The organism is Paenibacillus taiwanensis DSM 18679 (assembly GCF_000425125.1).
Lineage (GTDB): Bacteria > Bacillota > Bacilli > Paenibacillales > Paenibacillaceae > Paenibacillus_B > Paenibacillus_B taiwanensis.
In genome coordinates this window covers 501,817-525,584 of sequence record NZ_AULE01000023.1, presented here as the reverse complement: position 1 = coordinate 525,584, position 23,768 = coordinate 501,817, and the positions used below count along the sequence as shown (strand labels likewise).

Annotated in this window: 18 protein-coding genes; 1 reads left to right on the top strand and 17 read right to left on the bottom strand. The window is 37.9% G+C overall.

What is annotated here, in order from left to right; all coding sequences use genetic code 11:
• Nucleotides 1-6: 6 nt before the first annotated feature.
• From H509_RS0104420 to H509_RS0104355, 15 genes are read right to left on the bottom strand one after another with little or no spacing between them, the layout of a single operon-like run.
• On the bottom strand, nt 7-750 hold the full coding sequence (locus tag H509_RS0104420) for a sugar phosphate nucleotidyltransferase (protein WP_028544008.1): 744 nt from the start codon (nt 748-750) through the stop codon (nt 7-9).
• 24 nt (nt 751-774) lie between these two features.
• Nucleotides 775-1,902 (bottom strand): dTDP-4-amino-4,6-dideoxygalactose transaminase, encoded by a 1,128-nt coding sequence (rffA, locus tag H509_RS0104415; RefSeq protein ID WP_028544007.1) that lies wholly within the window; start codon nt 1,900-1,902, stop codon nt 775-777.
• Nucleotides 1,889-2,422: an acyltransferase gene (locus H509_RS26645; protein WP_051286803.1), complete on the bottom strand. Its 534-nt coding sequence runs from the start codon at nt 2,420-2,422 to the stop codon at nt 1,889-1,891. The genes rffA and H509_RS26645 overlap by 14 nt, the downstream gene beginning before the upstream one ends.
• Nucleotides 2,419-2,745 (bottom strand): EamA family transporter, encoded by a 327-nt coding sequence (locus H509_RS28735; RefSeq protein WP_028544006.1) that lies wholly within the window; start codon nt 2,743-2,745, stop codon nt 2,419-2,421. The genes H509_RS26645 and H509_RS28735 overlap by 4 nt, the downstream gene beginning before the upstream one ends.
• The gene (locus H509_RS28730; protein ID WP_169450848.1) at nt 2,742-3,119 is read right to left on the bottom strand and encodes a DMT family transporter; all 378 of its coding nucleotides are present in this window, start codon (nt 3,117-3,119) and stop codon (nt 2,742-2,744) included. The genes H509_RS28735 and H509_RS28730 overlap by 4 nt, the downstream gene beginning before the upstream one ends.
• Nucleotides 3,086-3,799, bottom strand: coding sequence for a WbqC family protein (locus H509_RS0104400; protein WP_028544005.1), 714 nt, complete (start codon nt 3,797-3,799; stop codon nt 3,086-3,088). The genes H509_RS28730 and H509_RS0104400 overlap by 34 nt, the downstream gene beginning before the upstream one ends.
• A 9-nt stretch (nt 3,800-3,808) precedes the next feature.
• A complete protein-coding gene (locus tag H509_RS0104395) occupies nt 3,809-4,753 on the bottom strand; it encodes a hypothetical protein (protein ID WP_028544004.1) in 945 nt (314 codons plus the stop codon).
• Nucleotides 4,743-5,402, bottom strand: coding sequence for an acetyltransferase (locus tag H509_RS0104390; protein ID WP_028544003.1), 660 nt, complete (start codon nt 5,400-5,402; stop codon nt 4,743-4,745). The genes H509_RS0104395 and H509_RS0104390 overlap by 11 nt, the downstream gene beginning before the upstream one ends.
• A 9-nt stretch (nt 5,403-5,411) precedes the next feature.
• Nucleotides 5,412-6,338, bottom strand: coding sequence for a glycosyltransferase family 2 protein (locus H509_RS0104385; RefSeq protein ID WP_036696065.1), 927 nt, complete (start codon nt 6,336-6,338; stop codon nt 5,412-5,414).
• A 33-nt stretch (nt 6,339-6,371) separates the two neighbouring features.
• Entirely contained in the window at nt 6,372-8,930 is a 2,559-nt protein-coding gene (locus tag H509_RS0104380) for a hypothetical protein (protein WP_028544001.1), read from the bottom strand.
• A gap of 29 nt (nt 8,931-8,959) precedes the next feature.
• Nucleotides 8,960-10,612, bottom strand: a complete 1,653-nt coding sequence (locus H509_RS26640; RefSeq protein WP_051286802.1) for an acyltransferase family protein — start codon at nt 10,610-10,612, stop codon at nt 8,960-8,962.
• A 55-nt stretch (nt 10,613-10,667) separates the two neighbouring features.
• Nucleotides 10,668-12,023, bottom strand: a complete 1,356-nt coding sequence (locus H509_RS0104370; RefSeq protein ID WP_028544000.1) for a mannose-1-phosphate guanylyltransferase/mannose-6-phosphate isomerase — start codon at nt 12,021-12,023, stop codon at nt 10,668-10,670.
• 11 nt (nt 12,024-12,034) lie between these two features.
• The gene (locus tag H509_RS0104365; protein WP_245595978.1) at nt 12,035-15,343 is read right to left on the bottom strand and encodes a glycosyltransferase; all 3,309 of its coding nucleotides are present in this window, start codon (nt 15,341-15,343) and stop codon (nt 12,035-12,037) included.
• Between the two features lie 12 nt (nt 15,344-15,355).
• On the bottom strand, nt 15,356-16,624 hold the full coding sequence (locus H509_RS0104360) for an ABC transporter ATP-binding protein (protein WP_028543998.1): 1,269 nt from the start codon (nt 16,622-16,624) through the stop codon (nt 15,356-15,358).
• Nucleotides 16,625-16,636: 12 nt separating this feature from the next.
• Complete coding sequence (locus H509_RS0104355; RefSeq protein ID WP_036696061.1) at nt 16,637-17,416, bottom strand: ABC transporter permease; 780 nt, start codon at nt 17,414-17,416, stop codon at nt 16,637-16,639.
• Between the two features lie 86 nt (nt 17,417-17,502).
• Here H509_RS0104355 and H509_RS0104350 point away from each other — a divergent pair, with 86 nt between their 5' ends.
• Nucleotides 17,503-19,971, top strand: coding sequence for an O-antigen ligase family protein (locus tag H509_RS0104350; RefSeq protein WP_028543996.1), 2,469 nt, complete (start codon nt 17,503-17,505; stop codon nt 19,969-19,971).
• Nucleotides 19,972-20,013: 42 nt separating this feature from the next.
• Here the strand turns inward: H509_RS0104350 and galU are convergent, their stop codons facing one another.
• A complete protein-coding gene (gene galU, locus H509_RS0104345; protein WP_028543995.1) occupies nt 20,014-20,904 on the bottom strand; it encodes a UTP--glucose-1-phosphate uridylyltransferase GalU in 891 nt (296 codons plus the stop codon).
• Nucleotides 20,905-21,093: 189 nt separating this feature from the next.
• The gene (locus tag H509_RS0104340) at nt 21,094-23,709 is read right to left on the bottom strand and encodes a U32 family peptidase (protein ID WP_028543994.1); all 2,616 of its coding nucleotides are present in this window, start codon (nt 23,707-23,709) and stop codon (nt 21,094-21,096) included.
• Nucleotides 23,710-23,768 lie beyond the last annotated feature (59 nt).

Genomic DNA, 23,768 nt, shown 5'->3' with positions numbered 1-23,768 from the left:
GCCTCCTTATAGTTTTAATTTCCCAAACTCTTCACTGAATGTTAATTCTTTCGCCAGTTCATTTGCACGCTGTAAAGAGGCATGTGTACCTGCATCCGTCCACCAACCATTCAAAACATCAAATGTTAACTCATTACGTTCAATATATGCGTTATTTACATCCGTAATTTCCAATTCTCCACGTCCTGATGGCTTTAACGTTTTTATAATATCAAATACTTTGCTATCAAACATATAGATTCCAGTTACAGCAAAATTACTTTTAGGTTGCTTTGGCTTTTCTTCAATAGAGACAATATTGTTGCCTGCTAACTCAGCAACGCCGTAGCGTTGAGGATCATGGACCTCTTGTAGCAAGATTTTTGCCCCGTCCTTTTGTACTTGGAAGCTTGAAACATAATCAGAAATGTCATCTTCAAAAACATTGTCGCCTAAAATAACCACAATTTGATCATTGCCTACAAAATGTTCTGCAAGATCAAGTGCTTGTGCGATTCCACCAGCCTCATCCTGCACTTTATAAGTAAAGCATACTCCCATTTCGCGACCACTGCCAAGCAGGTTTACAACATCCCCCATATGCTCTTTACCCGTGACAATAAGAATGTCTTGTATACCAGCTTGCTTCAATTTATTCACAGAGTGGAATATCATCGGATATTTTCCGACTGGCAATAAATGCTTATTAGTAACCTTTGTTAATGGGTATAATCTTGATCCTGTACCACCTGCTAAAATAATACCTTTCACATCGTCACTTCCTTACGGATTATTTTAAATATAGAACTTCTTGATACTCTCTACAACTCTATCAATATCATTTCGTGAAATATTGTAATATAGCGGTAATCTTAATAGCTTTTCACTTTCAACTGTTGTATATCTATCTTCGCCATGGAAATGTCCGAATCTCATTCCAGCTTCAGAAGAATGTAAAGGAACATAGTGGAATACGGATTGAATACCCTCATCCTTTAAATACTTCATTAATCTTGTTCTCTCATCTAAAGAGCCGCATTTAATATAAAACATGTGAGCGTTATGAGTACACCCTTCAGGGACGGTAGGCAATTTAATGTATCCTTTAATCTTAAGCTCCTCAAGACCTAAATAGTATCTATCCCAGCTTTCTAAACGATTGTTATTAATCTCTTCTGCCTTTTCTAACTGAGCGTATAGAAATGCTGCATTAATCTCACTAGGTAAATAGGAAGAACCAATATCAACCCATGTATATTTATCTACTTGTCCTCTGAAAAACCTAGAACGATCCGTTCCCTTTTCACGTATAATTTCCGCCCGTTCTATGTAATTCTCATAGTTGACTAATAAAGCTCCTCCTTCGCCACAATTATAGTTTTTAGTTTCATGGAAACTGTAGCAACCAAGATGTCCAATTGCCCCCAAATGACGGCCCTTGTATTGACTCATGACTCCTTGAGCAGCATCTTCAATTACAATCAAGTCGTACTTATTTGCCAGCTCCATAATCTTATCCATCTCACAAGCGACGCCTGCATAATGGACGGGTACAATTGCTTTCGTTTTTGGAGTAATAGCAGCTTCTATTAACGATTCGTCTAAGTTCATAGTATCTGGACGAACATCTACAAAAACAATTTTTGCCCCCCTTAATACAAAAGCATTAGCGGTAGAAACAAAAGTGTACGAAGGCATTATTACCTCGTCACCTTCTTTGATATCAGCTAGAATGGCTGCCATTTCTAAAGCATGTGTACAGGAGGTTGTTAGCAATACCTTTGCAGAATCAAATTTCCCCTCCATCCACTCGTTTGACATTTTAGTAAACCGACCGTCACCAGAAAGCTTACCATCAATAAGAGCTTCCTGAATATATGACTGTTCATGATTAGTTATAGCAGGGATATTAAATAGAATCATTATTGATTTCTCTCCTTTTAATAACTACAGCAGGATTTCCTACCGCAATACAGTATGGCGGAATACTTTTAGTTACAACGGAGCCAGCTCCAATAACACAACCTTCTCCTAAAACAACTCCCGGTAGAATAGTGGAATTTCCGCCAATCCAAACATCGTTCTTTATAATTACAGAACCAGCTGTATCAGGGAGATTTAAGTATTTATAGTCATGAGAAGCTGAAAAAATAGTAACGTTAGGTCCTAATGCAACATTATCACCAAAAATAATTTCTGCATCTTTTATATGGAAAGAACCAAATATTTGGCACCCTCTATTAATCCATACATTATTACCTAATCTTATTTTTGAAGGATATCTAAAGTATGTTTTGTAATCCACATTATTATCTTTTCCAAACTTCTTGAACATAATTTTAAAGAGCACTTGTCTTATAAACGGAGGTAACAAATCTAAAATAATATAAAATAAATTAAACAAATATGAATATAGACCAAATAAAAATCGTTTAATTTTCATAAGTTAAAAACTATCACCCCGAATACAATAAGGAGGGTCGACAGTACTTTTCTCCCTGTAAACTTCTCCTTCAAAATTAAAATAGACAACAAGAGTGTAACTACATAATTCAACGAAATGATAACTGTCAATTCTTTGAAACTTATAAATTTCAATGAGTAGACAGATAATAGAGTAGCCAAAAAGAACAACGAATATCCAACTATAGTGTGAAGGTTAATGATTTTCAAAAAAGTTGACTTATTTTGAACAGCACCTAATTTGAGAAACACTTGAGCAACACTGTTTGTTACAACTAAAATTATTACAAGTGCAATAATCATGTATTCTCACTCTTTTTACTTTGAACAGCTATACCTATCATAATTATAGACACCCCAATAATATTACTCAAACTAACCTGTTCATTAAAAATACAGTAGCTGAAAATAAGAATGAGTAAATTGTTAACTGCAGTAAGTGGATACGCTACAGAAAGATCAATTTTCCTAAGTGTTATTTGCCAAAATACGGATTGAATCAATAAACATAATAATGCCGTTAAATAATATCGATTCACTAGTAATGAAAAAAAGCTATCTTGTTCAATATCTATTGCTGCGAATTTAGTAAATACAAATGAAAAAGATTGAAAAAGAACACTTAATATTAAATATAAATAGTTTATATTAAGTTGCAATTCGTATCTTCCCTCCATCCCCATATGAAATAGGTGGAGTCAGGACCTGCATGAAATAACAAATCAATAATAGATACATAATGCTCAAAAGGAGGATGTAGTTGCAAAAATTCAGGATAATTTGAATAATCCTTGTAATCTAATTTAATACCTGCCTCAATAAATCTTGATTCATCAATATAATCTTTGGCAGCTGGACCAGAAATGTATTTACTAGCCTCAACTTTTTGTAATAGATTGATTAACTTGTCTAATTTCTTTCCAGGTATATTAAGTTCACTTGAATTAATAAATTGAGTTTTTATTCCTAAAAACTCCTGAGAGATATATTTTATTAAATATTGATTAAACTCAGATAAAGTGCTCCATCTTTGTCCTAAATAAACATCTTCAAAAAACTCCTTGTAGCTCTTGAAATATGGGGCTTTTGAGTACGACATTTTAATTTCGTTCCAATGCTTGTGCCCCCAGTTCGTCGCTGGGAGCAGCACTTCATCAATGAGCCTGTCTTCTCTGGAGCCAACAGGAATAGTAAGCCATTTCGCACCAGCATGGCTTTTAATTTTATTTCGATTGCGCCAATCATTTTTCGTATATTGTAAATCATCATGAAAGATAAAAAGTTCTGAATCATTAATAATATCAAAATAACCCTTCCAAGGGATATAGTTTGACTGGATGACAGAAACTGTAGCCATGTCTTTCTCCTAACTTTTTACATATTTATTAATAATATCAATAGTTCTATACGCCTTTTGTTCATCATAGTTTTGATCATTGAATAAATTAAGAATATTAGAATGTAACTTCTCTGCATTAGGCGCTTTCCCGAAACTAAAAATCCCACTGAGTGATGCATAATGTGAACTAGCAAATAGTTGGCTCCTAAAAAGATCATTTAAAATTTGTTCTTTGTTATTTATTAAAATATTAAATCTCCAAAGTTGATACTTAGAATCTAACTGGATGCACTGAGGGAGATTCTCTGAATAAACTTTATTAAGTTTTTTCTTTGCCTCAATACTAGTTTTATATGCTTGCTCAATTAATGTAAGATATTGCTCCAGGGAAAAAACAACCTGTGTATTGTCTAACCAATCACAATCTTTATACCGAAACATAGAATGATTAGCGATACTATCTTTGTACTCTTTAATAATATGTTCATGACTTTGTGCATCAAAACTCAACGCACTTTTGTTGTACCTGACATTAGGCTTTATTTGGGCTAGTCCACCATAACCCAAGTCTACTATTTTAGCATATCCTGTACTGTAAAGTACCACATCAGCATTTGTTTCTTTGTACAATTGAGGTGCAGACAGACATTGATCGTCTATAATCAGAAAGTTTTCATTCACTCTTTTGATTTCTTCATAAAAATATTCAAATGAATCCGATACACCAAAAGTTCTGACAAAAAATACACCTGCATACTTATTGGGGTTATCCTTCAACTTGCTCAGTACAACTTCTTCATCCATACAAAGTGTTTGATTAGATATGTCAATGAGCTCGAATCTTTTCTTAGCTTTTAAAAAGGTCACCAATACAATCGGACAAACATTTGCAGGTACTAAAAAGACCTTATCTCCTTCATAACTGTTTAGAAGATTATAGATGATTGCTGAAGCTCTAGGCTCAAATATCATTTTTACGCTCCTTAGCTGGGTTGCCGTAAACTATAGTTCCAGCATCCACATCCTTCAAAACATTTGAGCCGATACCTACAAAAGAAAAGTTATGAATTACTGTCCTCTCTCTTATAGAGGAATTTAACCCAATAAACGAGCCATTCTTTATATCAACACTGGACCCCACACAAGCAGCTGCAGAAATAAAGTTATTATCCCCAATGTTCGAATCATGCTCTATAACAACATTTGAGTTAATAATATTATAATTTCCAATTGATACATTAGTATTGATGGAACAATTAGACAAAACCACATTACCTATACCTAACTTAACGTGCTCTGATACATAAGAAGTTGGATGTATAAAGGTGTAGAATTTGTCGCCTGATATTCCAAAACTTTTCAAAAGCTGGATTCGCTCTATCATTTTTTCCGGTTTATACAAAGAAAAAATAAATTTAACATCAGAGTAATGTCCAAAGGTATGAAGTAACTTATCAGTCGTGCACACAATTGGATGGCCATTGATAGAATCCTTTAATGAAGGATCGTCTATGGCATATCCGAGAAATTCAATGGTTTCCCCATGCACTCTTTGTGCGTTAATTATATGATCAGCTATGTTAACTGCAGTTCCCTTTCCACCAATAATAATAATTTTCATTTAACACCTCTAATGTTCATTCGTAGTCTTCGATACGATATATAGCGGTTTTTTTGTAGTCTTGTAATTAATCCGGCCAAGATACTCCCCAAATATACCCAAAACAAATAACTGAATCCCTCCAAATAAAACAATCCCTGCGATTATGGAGGCATATCCCGCTATTGGTATTCCAATGAATAATTTTCTGAATAATATGACAACAAGCCACATAAATCCTGTGATAAATGAAAATAGCCCCATCCACGAAGCAAACTTTAATGGAATATCTGAAAAAGAGACAAAAATGTTAATAGTGTGTTTTAGTAACTTAGAGAAGCTGTAATTGCTCACTCCGTGTTTTCTAACCCCATGTTCAACGGTCACTGTAGAATAGTTATTTGTTACCCATGCCAAGTATCCATCTACAAAAGGGAAGGGAGATTCAAATTGTACTAACGACTTGCCAATCTTATTATGCATAATTCTAAAAGATGTATATTCATAATTCAGATTGGGAATTGCTTTATTAAATAATTTTCTTGCTACATGAGACGTCATATTTCTCCACTTAGCATGTGACCTTTCCTCATAAGTGCCATAAACTAAATCGTATCCTTGTCTCACTTTTTCATAGAGAAGATGAATATCTTCTGGTCGTTGCTCTAAATCATCATCTAAAGTAATAATCCATTCTCCATTTGCTTGCGCAATTCCACATATAATGGCAGCATGTTGGCCAAAGTTTTTTGTAAACCTAATACCGATGACCCTACTATCTTGTTCACTTAACTCTTGGATAACCCGCCAAGAATCGTCACCCCCACAATCTTCCACTAATATAAGTTCAAAGTTAGCATTTAGCTTCTCTAAGGAAGCTTTTATACGTGCATAAAGCTCACTCAAGTTTTTTTCAGACCTGTAAACGGGAACAACCACTGAAAAATATGGTTTCAAGACTATCACCTTTTCTATTCTGATATCAAACGTTTATGATATTTTTAAACTATTTATCATAATTGACAGCTCTCTGATATCATCTCCCATACCTTTTTCTTTAGGTATAAACGCTTTATCCACTTCAATTCTAAGATTTATAACCTCATTACTATCTAATTGATGTTCAATTGCAAACTCACCTTGAGTAACTGTTTTCTGGGTTATGAGCTCGTCATCAGCAAAGACCTTTATTGTAACATTACCAAACACACCCGGCTGAAAACCTTTTATCTCAAGCAAACCTGCTGCTCCCGTTCTCACTCTCGCTTCAGCAGTCTTACCAATCCAACTGTAACTACCTTCATTTGTAAACCAACCCTGTAATAATTGAATATCATTAATGGCCGTATCACTACTTGACTCCCGATCACGATCCAGTACAATTAGATCATATTTAGAATCAGCAACTACATACCCCTTGGAGTGAAATTCCTTCAAAAGACCATATATTGCTTGATTATCATTAGGAATAGAATTAGGAATAATGAGATATTTTGTATTACTCCAGTTGATAAATTCCTTTAAGTTTTCCATACTTGAAAACAATTTAGAATTTCCTAAGTAATCGGAAGCTGTCGCATTAATGGTCTCCATTCTGCATGAGAGCTGATTTAATAAATAGTCATCCCCCAATCCAATACATTTGTCCATACTCCCTGAATTTTTCAGATGCTCTTCAACTTTAGCAATCCCGTTATATTGAAACAGGTTATTCTTTAACCTATCTGTGTTATTCTCACCCGCTATATTAATTGGTGACATACCATAACTCCATGATGGATGAGACACAAACATTAACAGACTTTGTACAGGAATAAATAAAACTAATGAAATGAACAAAATCTTCTTATAGCGAAATAAGCAAGGTGTTAAATGATGTATAACCCCAACAGTACCCATAATTAAAGGTACAAGATAAAAGTTGCTGTCTCCTCCATTTGGCAGTACCGTCGCATAAAACATTCCTACTAGACACAATGGAGCAACAAGAAATAATAGATCCTTTTTCAACTCCATTTTATTGCCAAGTAATCGAAATAGTCCAAGAGATAGTATTAGAAAAAGCGATATATTACCAATCCACAACATAATTACATGACCATATGGTTGTGGATCAAAAAATAGATGAAACCATCTGGAGAGAAACCCCATCACATCTAACAAAACAGCAGTCTCTCCTACATTTTTTAACGCATATGGATATTGCACTTCAAAACCTAACTTATCCCACAAATTTCCAAAAGTAGGATAAAGGGGCACTCCCGATATCTTATAGGTCCTATAATAAACACCGGCAATAACTAGTATTGAAAGAGCAAATAAAATTGAATATCTTGTTGTATATTGTTTTATTTTAAAAATCCCTTTGATTTGCAATGTACTTTTGTTTAACAAAATGTATATTATCAAGCCAAGAACAATAAATGGAACATAAAGTATATTGGTTGGCTTACCACCTAAAGAAAGCGTCAATGAAATAATGCTAAACCAAAACTGACTGCTATCTCTGGTCTCATTTTGCCTTAAAGAAACAATCCAATTCCAAAGAAAATATATACCTAGCACTAACAAAAATGTGGAAAACATATCAGTTTTAGCTGTAGATGCCATATTGGATACAACTGGTATAGTAGCTATCAATGATGTATAAAACAGACTTGTAAACATGTTCTGATTTAGTTTCCGAAACATCATTATCAATGTATACATTAACAATGAATAAAAAATAACATTAATAATAATGATGTAACTAAAATTCCCAAGATTACTAATTGGTATTAAAAACAATTCGAACAGCTTTGGGTATAAATGAACATAACTGACCATCCCTAAATTATCATAAAATGATGCATTACCAACCAGTACAGCTTCCGGTCTAAGCCCATACCATATTGAATCAAATTCGTAAGCTAGTGATGTATTTGCTTTAGCTGACTGAATTAAAACCAAAATTATTAAAAACAGAGATGGCATTTTCTCTCGCTTATTTAACTCACTAAATTTCTTTAATAAATGAACCAATAAAGGCATGTTAAAACCTTTTATATAACTTAGAAGCCATAATAATACTGTTACTATTCTAAGATCGTTAAAGCTCCCCTTACCGAGTAAAGAACAAATAATACTTACAAAACACCAGACTAAAAAACCAATCAGAAAGAATACAAGGTACTTATCTATAATTTCATTCTTTGTTTTCAGAAGAAGATTTAATGAAAATCTCCCCAATGAAATCATGGCCTCAAAGTATAATACTGCAAGTATAACAGCTGGTAGAATACCGTGAAAATACAAAAAAACCGCACTGATAATTATTATTCCTGCAGTACACCAGCTTTTTTTAAAAAATACTACAACTGCCAGAAAAGCTGCACTTACTAATAATATTTCAAAAATGCCATTGATTATTTCTGGCTGTACCATCTGCCACTTATAAACCTTATACAAAATATTTTTTATTGTACTATATTGAAAAGCAATTGATAAAAATAGGATGGCTAGTAGAACAAATAAAACCCGTTGTTTACCCTTTGTAAGAATATCAATCATAAGATCTCCTACTAAATAATTATTATTTTCTATTGGAAATATACTTTACTTATCATTGCACTCATTTCTCTTTGATCTGCATCACTTTGCTTTGGCATATGAGCGTTATTAAATTCAAGTCGGACATATATTTGTTTATTCGTTATATTCTGAACGTTAACGTTGATGAGGAGCGGATTTCCCGGAACAAGCGCAGTCTCATACACCGCTTGATCATTCATGTATACAACAACTTTGTTAATTTCAATAAATGTTTCAGGGACATAACCTTCTATTAAAAGATTGCTTGCTGAAGTAGGCTTCGCTACCTCTAGCCCTGCACTTTTATTGATCCATCTATAATTTTCGGATGGGCTTTGAGGCAGCCAGCCCCCGCTAAACATAGATTCGCCTTTATCATAAGGAAAAGTAATTGTTGATGGAACTTGATTGTAGTAATTACAACCAAACACAAAAATTGTGAATAAAACAATAAACGTCTTCCAACCAAATACCATTTTCAATCGTGCACTGTTACGAATAGGATCTAACCAGCGAGCTCTTAGCGCATCTATCAATGAAGAAAAATTATATTTTACTAGCTTATACTTTTTTAATTTGAGTGCATGCTTCTCAACTAAATGCCATGATAAAACAGATATAAAAATTGTAATCATAAATGAAATAAGAAAATTTAAAACTGCATCCATCTGCCCCCCATAATAATATGTAACTAATTGCTGGACTGGGAATGCATATATATATAAACCATAGGAAAAATCCCCAAATTTAGAAAATCCATTGAGTTTAACAGTTGGCGAAAAGGCTAAATAAAACACAAGATAAGTACCAAATAAAATAAATAGTTCCTTAACTCCACCATATTGCAGACTTATAAATAACATAAATATCGATAACATTGCTAAGTGTTTATTATAGGGGATATAACTACGATAAATGTAAAATAGCATTCCGAAAGAAAAATATACGAACAGTTCAGAAAGGGTTGAGATTTCAAGCCCCCAAATATGCCCACTACCCGAAGGTGAAATTTTATTTTGAAAAAGGTAATAAAAGAGATTCACAAATGATATTAACAAAATCATTTTTTTAAATCTCAACATACCTACAATCCCTAAAATGGCTACAATGATATAACAAATAACTTCGAACGGAATAGTCCATAACGAACCATTTACAGCACCCTTGTATACATTAGTTTCAAAAACACCAGGAAGAAACCATTCCATCGGGAATAAGAAAAACGCTTTTAGATATTGATAGGTTTGAGGATGAACAAAATACTCTTTTAAAGGTAAACTAGTTACGAGTGGCCCTAACACAAATGTTGAAAGTAATAGAGCCATTAAAAGTCCTGGGAAAATCCTCAAAAATCGTGACTTTACGAAGGTAATAATTGATTTTGAATGTTCATAACTTTGTGTAATTAGAAATCCACTAACGATAAAAAATATAGCTACAGCCAGGCTACCAGTATACCATTGCCCGTTAGATAAGGTATAAAGAATTTCCCCCTGCTGGCCCTTCCCCTCACCAAGCGGGAACGCATGAGAATACAATACCATTGTGGCAGCAATAAATCGGATCACATCAAAATTATTATTTCTACCAATTGCAAGATCACCTAAGCTTAAATATGCATTATGGGGTCTAATCCTCTTTGATTGTCCGTCAATCATCATGATTACTATCTCCAACCTTACTCTGTTATTTTAAAAATTAAGCTTAATGATCGGATCAACTGATTCGGAAAATATCTTCTTCCGAAATATATTCCCCGACCTGAACCTCAATTAAATGCAAATCAATATTACCTGGATTTTCAACAGAGTGTTCATCACCCATACGAATGAATGTCGATTCATTTGTTCGCAGGAAGGATTTAACCCCATTAACCGTAATTTGAGCTGTACCACTGACAACAATCCAATGTTCGTTACGATGAAAATGCATCTGGGTAGTTAATCTTTGACCCGGTTTGATAATTACTTTTCTAATCTTATAGTTATCTTCACAGTCCAGTACAGTATGATTTCCCCATGGACGATAGGCAGTAGTATGGTTATCGCATAAAGGGGAACTATTTTGCTTCAACTGTTCTACAATCAATTTCACATCTTGTGATGATCCTTTTTTTGATACTAAGAGTGCATCTGGTGTATCCACAATAATCAGATCTTGTACATCTACAGTGGCTACAAAACGATCCTTGGAGATGATTAAATTGTTTCTGGAGTTAACTTGATTAAAACTAGCACCAAGGGTATTCCCTGATTCATCCTTTGGAAGTTCTTGATATAAAGCTTCGAAGCTACCTAGATCAGACCATCCAATTTGAGCAGGAATCATCTTAACACATGTACTCTTCTCCATAACTGCATAATCAATGCTGTCCGATGGGATCTGAATCATATCTTTTTTCTGAATACGTGTAACATATTGATATATCTTCGCACTTTCAAAGGCCTGACGGCTTGATTCAAATATATTGGGAGCGTGGTTTTTCAACTCATTAAGGAAAATGCCTGCTTTGAAAAGAAACATGCCACTATTCCAATAGAACTTCCCTTGCTCTATGTAATGTTCTGCTGTTGTTAGGTCAGGTTTCTCCTTAAATGAAACTACGTCAATTCCATTTGCCTCGATATATCCATATCCAGTCTCAGGATATTCTGGGTGTATTCCGAAGGTAACGATTGCTCCTGTCTCAGCAAGACTCATAGCATCCTTAACACATCTCGAATACTCTGTATGGTTCTTAACGATATGATCTGATGGAGTGACCAGCACAAGTTCTTCTTCATCAACCATCATACAGGCCAAAGCAATAGCAGGAGCAGTATTTCGTCCAATTGGTTCCAAAAGGAACTTGGCGTCTTGATAGCCAAGCTCCTCTATATGATCCAATGCTAAAAAATACTGCTCCTCATTAGAAACAATCAAGGTATCGGTACACAATGTACGGTTCCGTTCCAGTGTCATTTGAAAAAGGGAACGTTCACCAATTAGCTTATTGAATTGTTTTGGATAAAGTGTACGGGACAATGGCCATAATCGTGTTCCATTGCCGCCACATAATACCACATTAATCATTACAATCTCCCTCAGTCGAAATCCATTGATATAACCGCTTTAGCTGCTTTCTCCGTAAAATATTCCTCAATATACCTTCCAGAATTTCCTGAAAGTTCATTCCATTTAGATTTATCTGAGTAAACATCAATCGTTGCAGCAGCAAACATATCTTCGTCATCTGTAATTTCTAAAGAAGCCCCCACTGCCTCTAGACCTTCTGCGCCAATCATTGTAGTCACGGTAGGTACTTGATGGTACATGGCCTCTACTACTTTTCCTTTAACACCAGCACCAAACCTCAGAGGAACCACAACAACTCTGCACATATTATAGTAATTCATTAATTGCTCATCCGACACATACCCCGTTACAATAATATCGTCCGATTGTAGGGACTTAATATCATCCGGCGGATTTGAACCTACAATATAGAATTTGATATCAGCATGAACTTCCTTTATTTTAGGCCAAATTTGATTGATAAACCACATGACCCCATCATGATTAGGCTTATGGTTAAATCCTCCAACAAATAACAAATGTTTTCTATTTTCAAACTCATTAGATTGCTCATAACGTGTCGGATAGATGAATAATGGAATATTTCGAACAAGCTTACTCGGGAACTCTTGCTTTAAAACTCCCTGTTCATAGTCTCCGACCACATGAACTACATCAGATTTGGAAATTAACTCAAACTCTTTCTGTTTCCATTCTTCAGCTGATTTTAGTAAATTTACATTTCTGGATATTTCATAGTTACGCATTTCTCTAATATAGTGGAGATCGTGGCCAAAATATATGATCTTTGCTTTAGTGTGTTTTTTAAATACATCAATATATTTCATAGAAATATGAGGTCTATTCAAATAAACATAATCAAAATATTGACCATTGTTTTTAATCCACTGCATTATATTTTTAGCAAACCAATTTCCATATAGAACTTCAATACCAAGCTGCTGAAGTTCTAAGGTATAAGGCTCATGTTGATAAAAATTGTCACCAATAAATATAACTTTATATCCTAAAGAAACAAAGAGTTTAGAATAGAAATACGTACATCTTCCCCCTGCATCCTTATCATAGTGCGGTACATAATGATCCACGATTACAATAACTTTTTTATTTTTACTTCTATCTCGAGCTAGAAATACATGATCTGCATTATTAAAATGCTGTTCTTGTAGTGTACCTGCCCACTTTTCCAAAAACTTTTCCTTATTCTTAAGTTGGTAACTCTTAATTCCACTTCCAGTGTCTGTTCCATGTGAAATACCTTCAAAATGCACTACAACTGAGCTTGGTTGAAACACAACCTTGTAACCTAATTTCCTAACTTCAAATGCTAGGTCAGTATCCTCAAAGTATGCAGGAACATATCTTTCGTCAAAACCACCAAGCTCAGTCCACAATGACTTTCTAATCATTATAGCAGCGCCTGATATATAGTCTGATTCTTTTACGTAGTTGTATTCTGGTTTGTCTGGGTCATCTAAACGCCCATAGTTCCATCCACTTGCATCATTCCATATGATACCACCAGCCTCTTGTTGTCTTCCATCAGGATAAATAAGCTTTGAACCCGCCATTCCTATAGTAGGATCTTGCTGCATTAACTCAACTAATGATTTCAACCAACGCGGCTGAACATTTGTATCATTATTAAGGAAGAATATATATTCCCCTTTTGCTACCTTCGCCGCATGGTTACAGTTCAGTAGAAAACCTCTATTTTCTCCGTCACGTACTACATTTACGTTTTCTACATAGTTATGAACATTAATTGTTTCATCTGAAGACATATCATCAGCAATAATAACCTCATACGAGATATCTGGTGTATTCTCCAAAATGGATGCAAGACAAGCATAAGTATAATTCCATTGATTATAGACAGGAATAATAATAGATACTAATGGACGTTCTTCCTTTTTAAAGATTAATTTTGTGAACTGCTGCAGTTCAAACAACTTGAGTTCCTGCTTGTGTACTTGCTGATTATGACGCTCCATATAATTATCGATACGCTGTTCTAACATGGTTAATTCTTCTGTTTTTGAATAATAAAATATCTTTTTCAGGTTATCTTTATTTATCTTCGACAACATTTTGCCTGGATTCTTCAAAGTTCTAACAACCATCTTCATAAAGAACTTTCTTTTACTCCCTTTCGGGAATAAAGAGTCTCTAATCGCGTATAAACGGAGCAACATCTTCCACCCGTTGGATTCTAAAATGTTATTTAGTTTTCTTTCTTGCTCTAATAATAATCCAATATGTCCCTGTTTATTGGCAAGAGCAACTTCTACTTCTGATAACTTGGATTGTAGATGTTGAATTTGAACTTTTTTATCTTCAACATCAAACTGTACTTCCATCAATTCACTTATTCTATCTGTAATCTCTGTTTTCACCTCTTGCAGCTCTTTGTTTTTTTTCGCAATCTCTGACAACAATGATTCGGTTTCATTTAACGCTGTTTTGTATCGTTCTTGCTCTTTCTGATACTGCTCAAACTTATCTCTTAAAAAACTGATCTCATCATCTAATAATTGAATATGTTTGTTTCTTTCCTCTACTTCATCTTGAAGTGTGTACACTCTCTCTACCATATTCTCATATTTTGCAGGATAGGGCGCTAAAGAGGCCAATGAGATATTTGATAAAAATGAGTTGTCGCTACAGATTGAGATTAGATACTTATCCGATAAACTCGATGGTGTGTCACCAAGGGAACTACTATCCCAATCATATTTCCCAAAAGTAGCACTACCATTAATGACAGAGACAACCTCAAATCTTTGGGAGTAAAAGCTTGTGTACTTAAAATACCTATTCAAGAATTCTTGAAACTCTGCTTTGTAAAACTCCTTAATATGATACGGATTGCTATAACTATATTTATCTGTATATAATTCTTTATTTGGAGTCGAGATAATTAATAAACCATCTGCTTTCAAAACTCTCTTGATCTCTTTTAAAAAATTACGCTGAGTTTGCTCGTCCACATGTTCAATCGTTTCATATGAAACTACAATATCAAAAGAATCATCTTCAAAAGGAAGCATCTCTATAGAAGAAACTTGGTATGAGAGATTATCCTTTTTGTATTTTCCGATCGCCTCTAAAATCGTTGTCTGATCAATATCTAAACCAACTACACTCTTTGCGTAAGAAGCTAACAGAAAGGAACCATACCCTTCCCCACAAGCAGCATCTAGTACTTTTTTTTCTTTTACAATATCCAGAATGGCAGAATATCTCTGTGTATGCTCAATTGTCAACTGCACATCACTAATATTAGGTACATATCTTTCACCTGTAAAATCCATCATATCACCTATTTTCTATAAGACATTTTCAAATTTCACACCATCTAAATGGACGATTCCGCTCAGACTATACCCATTAACAGGAATAACTTGGCAGACTAACGCGTCATGTACCCAACTATGTTGAATATGCTCTTCCTGTGTACCGGAAGCCACTGCCGGAGAAATCGTATACTGTCCATGGTTGAGATGTGGAAACTTGAAGTTAAAACCGAATATATAAGTTTTGCCACCTTCTAAGTCTTCAATCCCCTGGCCTAACACAAAACTATTCGTCTGAGTTATAATATTTCCCAATCTATCCTTTATCGTAAAACCTACTATTGCGTTCTTGATCAAACTGAATACATTCACTTTAATCCGCAGCTTTATCTCCTGGAGCGGCTCGATCACAGTTGTCTTTAGGCCAGAAGCATCATCGTATAATGTCATTCCAGTTATCAGCGCCTTATCATCACCCATTACATCGAGTTGCTCTGAAAAGTCCTCTACTATAATCTTCTCATTTTCATCTGCCGCTTTTTGGTTAGTAAACGTTAGCGTGCTTATGTCAGCTCCTATCATATAAGCTTGATATTTTTTAGAAACTTCCAACGGTGTACCCTCTTCAATTAACTTCCCCTCGTTAATCCATATAACTCTGTCACAGTATTTATTTATAACGGTCATATCATGAGTTACAAAAATAATAGTCGCCTTAGATTTTAAGGCTTCAATTTTTCGGTAGCACTTTTGTTGGAAACGAATATCACCGACACTTAACGCTTCATCTACAATTAATATGTCTGGTTCGACATTAATAGCCACCGCAAAAGCAAGCCTTACAAACATTCCACTAGAATAGGTTTTTACTGGTTGAAAAACAAAGTCACCAATATCAGCAAAATCTAATATGTCATTTAGTTTGGCATCCATATCTCGCTTTGAATATCCCATCAAAGTTCCATTCAAATATACGTTTTCGATACCGGTAAACTCAGGATTAAACCCAGCGCCCAGCTCGAGAAGTGCCGAAATTTTCCCTTCTACTTCGATATTTCCAAAAGTAGGGGTAAGAACGCCTGTTACCATTTTTAATAAAGTTGATTTACCTGATCCATTTTTTCCGATAATACCTAAACATTCGTTTTTTTTCACATCAAAAGAAACATCATTTACAGCAGTAAATTCCCTGTGATACTTATGCTTAAATGGGTTTATCACTTCTTTAAATCGATCTACATTTTTATCGTACATCTTATAAATCTTACACAGGTTACGTATAGAGATTGAACAATCATCCATAGATTTAGCTCCTCACAAAACATCTGCAAAATGTGGCTTCAATTTTTTGAACACGTAATAGCCCACACCCAAGAGCACCGTTGTTACTGTCCAAAAGTACATTGTACCTGGGCTCTCCCAGAACCACTTGTGATATATAAACGTATTTCTATATCCGTCGGTTATATAAAACATTGGATTCAGCCGATAAATAAATTGATACTTTTCAGGAATAAAAGTCACTGGATAAAAAATAGGAGTTAACCAAAAGCCGAACTGCAGCAACATTGCTACAACCTGTGAAGTATCCTTTAAAAACAACATTAATGAACTGGTGATCCAGGCTACCCCCAACACCAGGGTTAAACTTGCAATTAAATAATAAAATACTTGAATATAATAGATTGAGAATCCATAACCATAGAATAAAAACATGGCCATTAAAAATATCAAAAAGAATAGATGTACAAAAAGAGCAGCATATATTTTAACAACAGGTAACACTTCAGACTTAAAAACCATCTTCTTAATTAAAAAACTGTTTTCTAGTATCGATCCCGTAGATGCCTGCACCGATTCCGAGAAAAAATTCCAAGGAATGATAGCACATGATAACCAAAGAATAAAAGGAACATCATCTATAGGTGTACTTCTGAAGCCTACTTGAAATACAAACCAAAATAGTAATATGGTTATAAGGGGCTGAATGAATGCCCATGTTATTCCTAGAAAGGAGCCAAAATAACGTTTTTTAAAGTCCGCTCTAGCTAACTCGAAAATAAACAGCTGATGGGAAATTAATTTTTGTATCATATTAATGTCACAACTCTCTTGTTTAAAAATGATCTATCATTATGCTAAACTTAACAAAGTACATATACAGTAAAGGAGCGTAAAAATTGTCGACTTATGGTTATTCTGGTCCCAAGAGTAATGCCACTACTGGCCCCAAAACACCTTGGTTACTACTTGGAGCAATTATCTTAATTTTATTTTGGTCTGCATTTAGAACAGCCTTATTTAACGGACAAACTTCCACTTTTGAACAATCGGTTTACATTGCAGCATTACTATCAGCATTTATTGGCCTCTTAACAGTGGCCGTTGGCTGGAAGCAATTCAAATGGTCTTCTCATAAAGATACATTGTCAGTCTTAGTTTTCTTACTGCCAGCAAGTTATGCAGTATCATTGATAAGCGCCGACTCACAGTATTTGGCGCTAAATATGCTGCTTATCGTGACAATTTACGCTATATTTTTTGTTGCCTCATCCATTATAGCGCAAGATGCTGTCGTAAATCGAACATTAAATCTTACAATCATGATAATTTCTTACATTATTGTGTTTTTTGGTTTGTTCCATTGGTTAGGAAATGGACCTGGCGTTACGGTCCTGGTGAAATGGTTAGGTTCTCCCACTCTGGAGTCTGGAGCCTACCGTGATGCAGTTATGATTGATTCCAACGGTGCACGACTCACATCCGTGTTCCAATATGCAAATACATACGCTGCCTTCTTGATGGCCTTCTTGTTCGCGGCTGTATTCTTTGTAGGCAAAGCTCGAAATTGGTGGGGACAGGCTGGACACGGATTTATGCTCGTGCCTATTCTATTATCCTTATTCTTAACCTTGTCTCGTGGTGGATTATTATTGTTACCAGTGGTCTTTGTTGTACTACTCATTTTCCTGAAGCCGCATCGACAATTAATCTGGATTCTACATTTAGCAATCAGTAGTATCGTAACAATCCTTATTCTTAACCCGGTTACTGACTTAGGATTAAGTGTGCAACAGACTTTTTCTGCTAGTGAATCCTTTAAAGGATGGGCTTACATTCTTGTCGGATCATTAATCTCAGCCAGTATCTCCGTTGTAATCGAACGTTGGTTAGCTCCTTGGTTAGAAGCTAGAACGACTGGATTGTCTAAACTGAAGTGGGGTTCGCTGCTCATTCCTGTTGGGGGTGCTGTATTAGGAGCTCTTATTCTCTATATTTTCATTGGTACGAGTGTCAAAAATATTCTTCCTGAGAACGTCCAAACACGTCTGGAAAACATCAATTTCGGTCAGCACTCCGTATTGGAACGCCTTACATTCTATAAGGACGCAGTGAAGGTAGTTGCCGACTATCCGGTCATTGGTGCAGGCGGAGGCGGATGGTCTGCTCTATATGAGCAGTATCAAAACAACCCATATACCTCGCGTCAAGCACATAACTTTTTCTTGCAGTACGTGATTGAAACTGGCATTCTAGGGTTTACGATCTTTATGGCATTTGTCCTTTATATTTTCTATCAATACGTCCGTTCTTACAAACGTGCAGATATAGAAAAACGTGAAAGTTACTTTATGTACTTCATAATTGCGTTTTCGATTCTTGTTCATAGTATTTTGGACTTTAACATGAGTTACGTCTTTATGGGCATTCTCGTATTTATCGGACTAGGTGGGATGACTGCTGCTATAGATAGCAAACCGTTCGCTAAACTAAGTTGGAAGCCTACAAAAGTACGTTCTATTTATTTAACAGTGTTTGGTCTTATATCTATTGTCCTACTCATTACCGCTATCACATTTGTATCAGCATCTAACTCATTTAATCAATCCGTTGTCGCTGCTGGCAGCAGTAATGACTACACCCAAATCACAGCTCCGCTGGATAAAGCACTTGGCATTCGAGCACATCATCCAGATTACGTAGGGATGAAGGCCGATTTAATGGGTCAAATCTTTAAGCAAACGCAGAAAGAAGAGTTCTTCACAGCTGCTGAAAGCTTACTGACGGATACACTTAAATCGGAGCCTTCTAATAAACAATTGTGGATGCTGCTAAACAAGCTCTATTCCTACAAAAATAAGAGTACAGACATTTACGATGTTTATGAGAACAATAAATATCGTTATCCGTGGGATATCGAGTGGTACGAGCAATATATGCACATTGCATCCCTATTGGGTTCTAATTCGGAGGACAAAGCTTTAAAGGATAAATATTTCAACTCCGTATTTGATTCCTTACAGCACATTGAACGGGGTATTGAGCACCTGAAGACGCTCCCAGAGGGGCAGCTTCAAGGACGCAAATTTGAAATTACACCTAAAGTAGCACTTCATGCGGGTCAAGCTTACTATTTGACGGGCAAGACGCAAGAGGCTTACGACATAATGAAAGCTCACCTGCAGGAGGATTTAACACCTGATCCGGCTAAGCCGAATGATACAAGCAAGCGGGATCTATTAAGGTGGTACCTTGCTATGACTAAGAAGCTTGGCTTACAGGATGATGTGAATCTGGCGAAGCTGCTGGCACTTGATCCAGAGGAACAGACTAAAATGGATAGTATCGTAAACATGCAAATTCAATAAATCTGTTGCAAAGAAATGTATAAGAAGAAAAACGACTCGGGATTAATCCCGAGTCGTTTCTGCATGTGCTGCCCGTATTTGCTGTTCCATGTACCGCAATAAAGGATCTCTCAAATCAGCATGTTGGAGCGCGTAATGAATCGTCGTTTCGATAAATCCAAGCTTCTCCCCTACATCATGGCGTTGGCCTTCAAAGTGATAAGCAAGTACCTGCTCCACCTGACTTAAATGCTGAATTGCATCTGTTAATTGAATTTCACCATTTACACCTGCCTCCTGATTCTCCAGGAGATCAAAAATGTGTGGTGTCAGTATGTATCTTCCCATGATGGCCCAGTTAGAAGGGGCTGACCCTACTGCCGGCTTCTCTACCAACTTCTCCGAGCGCATCACACGCTCTGTAAGCTGCTCTCCTGCCACAACACCATATCGGCACACATCTTCCCACGGAATCGGCTGTACACCCACTACAGACGATTGATAATCATTAAACACGTTAATCATCTGACGGAGACACGGAACTTCTGCCTGTACAATGTCATCACCAAGCAGGACAGCAAAAGGTTCATTACCAATAAACTTACGAGCGCACCATATGGCATGACCTAAGCCACGCGGCTCCTTCTGCCGAATGTAATGAATATCCGCCATATTAGAGGACTTGCGTACTTCTTTAAGCAATTCGTGCTTTTCCTTTTCTAATAGCAGCGCCTCTAACTCGAATACGTTGTCAAAATGATCTTCAATCGCACGTTTTCCCTTACCCGTTACAATAATAATATCTTCTATGCCAGAAGCAACCGCTTCTTCTATGATGTATTGGATCGTCGGCTTGTCCACGATCGGGAGCATTTCCTTTGGCATCGCCTTAGTGGCCGGTAAAAATCTTGTTCCTAAGCCAGCCGCTGGAATGATCGCTTTGCGTACTTTCATCTTCGTCACCCTCTTATTCCCAATTCAGTTAGCATGATACTTCACATTATACCATTTCATAATGCCATTTTGCACCAATATTACGTGCGAGCAATGTCATAAAAGCTACTCTAACAAACAAGAGGCTGTTCCCTTAAGTCAATGACATGACTTAAGGGCAGCCCCTATATCCACATTAGATATCCCCTACTACTTCACCAATTGCCCACGTGTAACGCCAAGCTGATTGGTTGCCTTGAGCGTACGCCACACCTGGGTGCCGCTAATCTCGCCGCGCAGGGAGCGGTTGTACAAGTCAATGACCTGATTGACCTGCTCCGCGGTCTCCTCCAGGAACTCGACGCGATAGGAGTCGACGCCTAACTCGAGGAAATTCGGCAAGTATTCCGAACCGGACTGCTCGATGGCGTTGTACACCGTATTGCGGCAGCCCTCGTCTACCCGGACCGGATGAGACATTCCGATACGATCTCGCAAGGAGACGTTGTGCTCTTCGCACGGACGGCCGCAGTTCGTGTAGTCTGTACCTTCGCTGAGGAACGTACAGTACACGCAATGCTCGGTGTGGAACATCGGCAAATGCTGATGGATGACTATTTCGAGCTTGGACGTGTCCGCGTGACGCAGCATATCTACCATCTGCTGAATGTTCAAGTCATACGAGGGTGTAATCCGATCAAGGCCTGCTTCTGCAAACAGCTGCACCGTCTTGTGATTCGCTACGTTCAGCGAGAAATCCCCGATTAACTGCGGGAAAGAGTCATCTCCCACCGGATTCGGCGGGCAGACAGCCAGATTCGAGTTGTCTGCTGCTTCTGCTATTATCTCATCGCTTGGCTGCGCATCTCTGCTAGCCTCAGCACGCTTAAGCTCCCATTCAGCCTTAGCCTGCTGGTAATAATGCAAAGCACCCGTATTGCGGATTAACACCGCATCCGGCTTCAGATTCAGGATGTTACGATGGTATCCATTTTCGTTAGGCATATGAATGCGCGGTGTCACGAGCGCAATCGGCTTGCCAGCAGCTCGGCAGGCTTCAATTGCTGCCGGGAACTGCTTAATGAACTCGAAGTCGGCGTAAATTAACGCCACATCGGTCCGCACTGCTGCCTGCACCTGCTCCAGCGTGCGGCAGAGCGCGGTAAGCTGCGCGCCGCCAAACGGCACTGCCGTATGCTGCACGGCAGCGCCTGCCAATACGTCTACGTCACGCTTGACGTAGACTGGCGGCTTCGGCCGTTCACCCGCCAAGTGCTCCACTGCGCGGCGGCGAATCGCATTCAACTCGCGCATCGGCACAATCACGCTGCCCTCCAGCTCAGCCTCCAGCTGCTCCAGCTGATACACCGTGCCGCCTAAGCGACCAAGCTGCTCTTCCAGCAGCTCACGGTCCATCGGACGCTTCTGCGCCTCTTCCAGCAGCAGTTCCGAATCAACTTGAACGGTCGTCCCCTTCTGCACATCTGTCCACCACGTCTTCAGCGGCTCGCCTACACGGCCTTCCACGCGCACGTGCATCGGAAATACCCGATACGGCTTCTCCGTCTCAAATGTAGCACGCATCCGCTTGTCTAGCGCCTGATCGCTTGTCTTCCAAATCCGGTCGCCTACCTTCACCCTGCGTAAGTTCACATCATTACGCCCTGGTACGATGTCTACGATCCAGCCTTCCTCAGCCTCGCCCTCCAGCTTCACACCTTTGCGGCGTACATCATAAACCCGGCCGCCCTCTTCCTTCTGTGTCGGGTCCCCCGCGTCAAATCCAATCCCGTCCCCACGCTTAAGCGGCGCCTCCAGCTTACAAACTACGCCGTCACGCAGCACCTGCTCGACACGGCCCAAATATACGCCGCGGCTCTTCGGAAACGTTCCATCTACGAGCTGTTTGTTGTTTGTACCCGACAGGAAGCCGTGTGTAAAGCCACGCGAAAAGCTCTGCTGCAACTCGCGCACTTCTTCCTTGGAAGGTCCTGTCCACGTGCCGTCAAAGTAATCATCTATTGCTTTGCGGTACTTGCTCACGACGTTAGCTACGTACTCTGGCTGCTTCATACGTCCTTCGATCTTAAAGGATGTTACGCCCGCTTCAATAAGCTCTGGCACGATGTCAATCGCCGCCAGGTCTTTCGGCGACAATAAATAAGTTACATCACCCATAGGCTGATGCTCACCGTCCACCATCATGTCATACGGCAAACGGCATGCTTGCGCGCATTCGCCACGGTTCGCAGAACGGCCGCCCCACATCTCCGAAGTCAAGCACTGGCCCGAATAAGAGACACATAACGCACCGTGTACAAATACCTCCATCGGTACTTTAGCGATCTCACCAATTTTCTGAATTTGCTTTAAATTGTTCTCCCGGCCCAGCACGACCCGCTCCATACCAAAAGGCTTCGTAAACTCAGCTGCCTCAGGAGACGTAATTGTCATTTGTGTAGAGCCATGAATCGGGAAGTCTGGAGACATTTCACGGATCATTTTCACCAAGCCCAAATCCTGTACAATGACAGCATCTACACCCGCATCGATACAAGCATCAATTAGCTGCTGCGCATCTCTCAGCTCATCTTCAAACACCAAAATATTAAAGGTCAAGAAGCCCTTAACCCCATAGCTATGCAGAAATGCCATGATCTCCGGCAACTCGTCCATTCGGAAATTATTTGCACGCGCACGTGCGTTAAATTTTTCCACACCAAAAAATATAGCGTCCGCACCATTCGCCACTGCGGCACGCATACAATCCCAATCGCCCGCAGGCGCCAACAATTCTATATCTTCACGTTGTATCTCTCTAGTCATCTTCATCCTCCATCAAAGTGCCCCATCAGGAGCTCTAAATATACAGTTTACCCCATAAT

Coding starts and splice junctions, on each gene's coding strand:
- rffA (WP_028544007.1), bottom strand. CDS start 1,902: ATGATTCTATTTAATATCCCTGCTATAACTAATCATGAACAGTCATAT.
- H509_RS26645 (WP_051286803.1), bottom strand. CDS start 2,422: ATGAAAATTAAACGATTTTTATTTGGTCTATATTCATATTTGTTTAAT.
- H509_RS28735 (WP_028544006.1), bottom strand. CDS start 2,745: ATGATTATTGCACTTGTAATAATTTTAGTTGTAACAAACAGTGTTGCT.
- H509_RS28730 (WP_169450848.1), bottom strand. CDS start 3,119: ATGGAGGGAAGATACGAATTGCAACTTAATATAAACTATTTATATTTA.
- H509_RS0104400 (WP_028544005.1), bottom strand. CDS start 3,799: ATGGCTACAGTTTCTGTCATCCAGTCAAACTATATCCCTTGGAAGGGT.
- H509_RS0104395 (WP_028544004.1), bottom strand. CDS start 4,753: ATGATATTTGAGCCTAGAGCTTCAGCAATCATCTATAATCTTCTAAAC.
- H509_RS0104390 (WP_028544003.1), bottom strand. CDS start 5,402: ATGAAAATTATTATTATTGGTGGAAAGGGAACTGCAGTTAACATAGCT.
- H509_RS0104380 (WP_028544001.1), bottom strand. CDS start 8,930: ATGATTGATATTCTTACAAAGGGTAAACAACGGGTTTTATTTGTTCTA.
- H509_RS26640 (WP_051286802.1), bottom strand. CDS start 10,612: ATGATGATTGACGGACAATCAAAGAGGATTAGACCCCATAATGCATAT.
- H509_RS0104370 (WP_028544000.1), bottom strand. CDS start 12,023: ATGATTAATGTGGTATTATGTGGCGGCAATGGAACACGATTATGGCCA.
- H509_RS0104365 (WP_245595978.1), bottom strand. CDS start 15,343: ATGATGGATTTTACAGGTGAAAGATATGTACCTAATATTAGTGATGTG.
- H509_RS0104360 (WP_028543998.1), bottom strand. CDS start 16,624: ATGGATGATTGTTCAATCTCTATACGTAACCTGTGTAAGATTTATAAG.
- H509_RS0104355 (WP_036696061.1), bottom strand. CDS start 17,416: ATGATACAAAAATTAATTTCCCATCAGCTGTTTATTTTCGAGTTAGCT.
- galU (WP_028543995.1), bottom strand. CDS start 20,904: ATGAAAGTACGCAAAGCGATCATTCCAGCGGCTGGCTTAGGAACAAGA.
- H509_RS0104340 (WP_028543994.1), bottom strand. CDS start 23,709: ATGACTAGAGAGATACAACGTGAAGATATAGAATTGTTGGCGCCTGCG.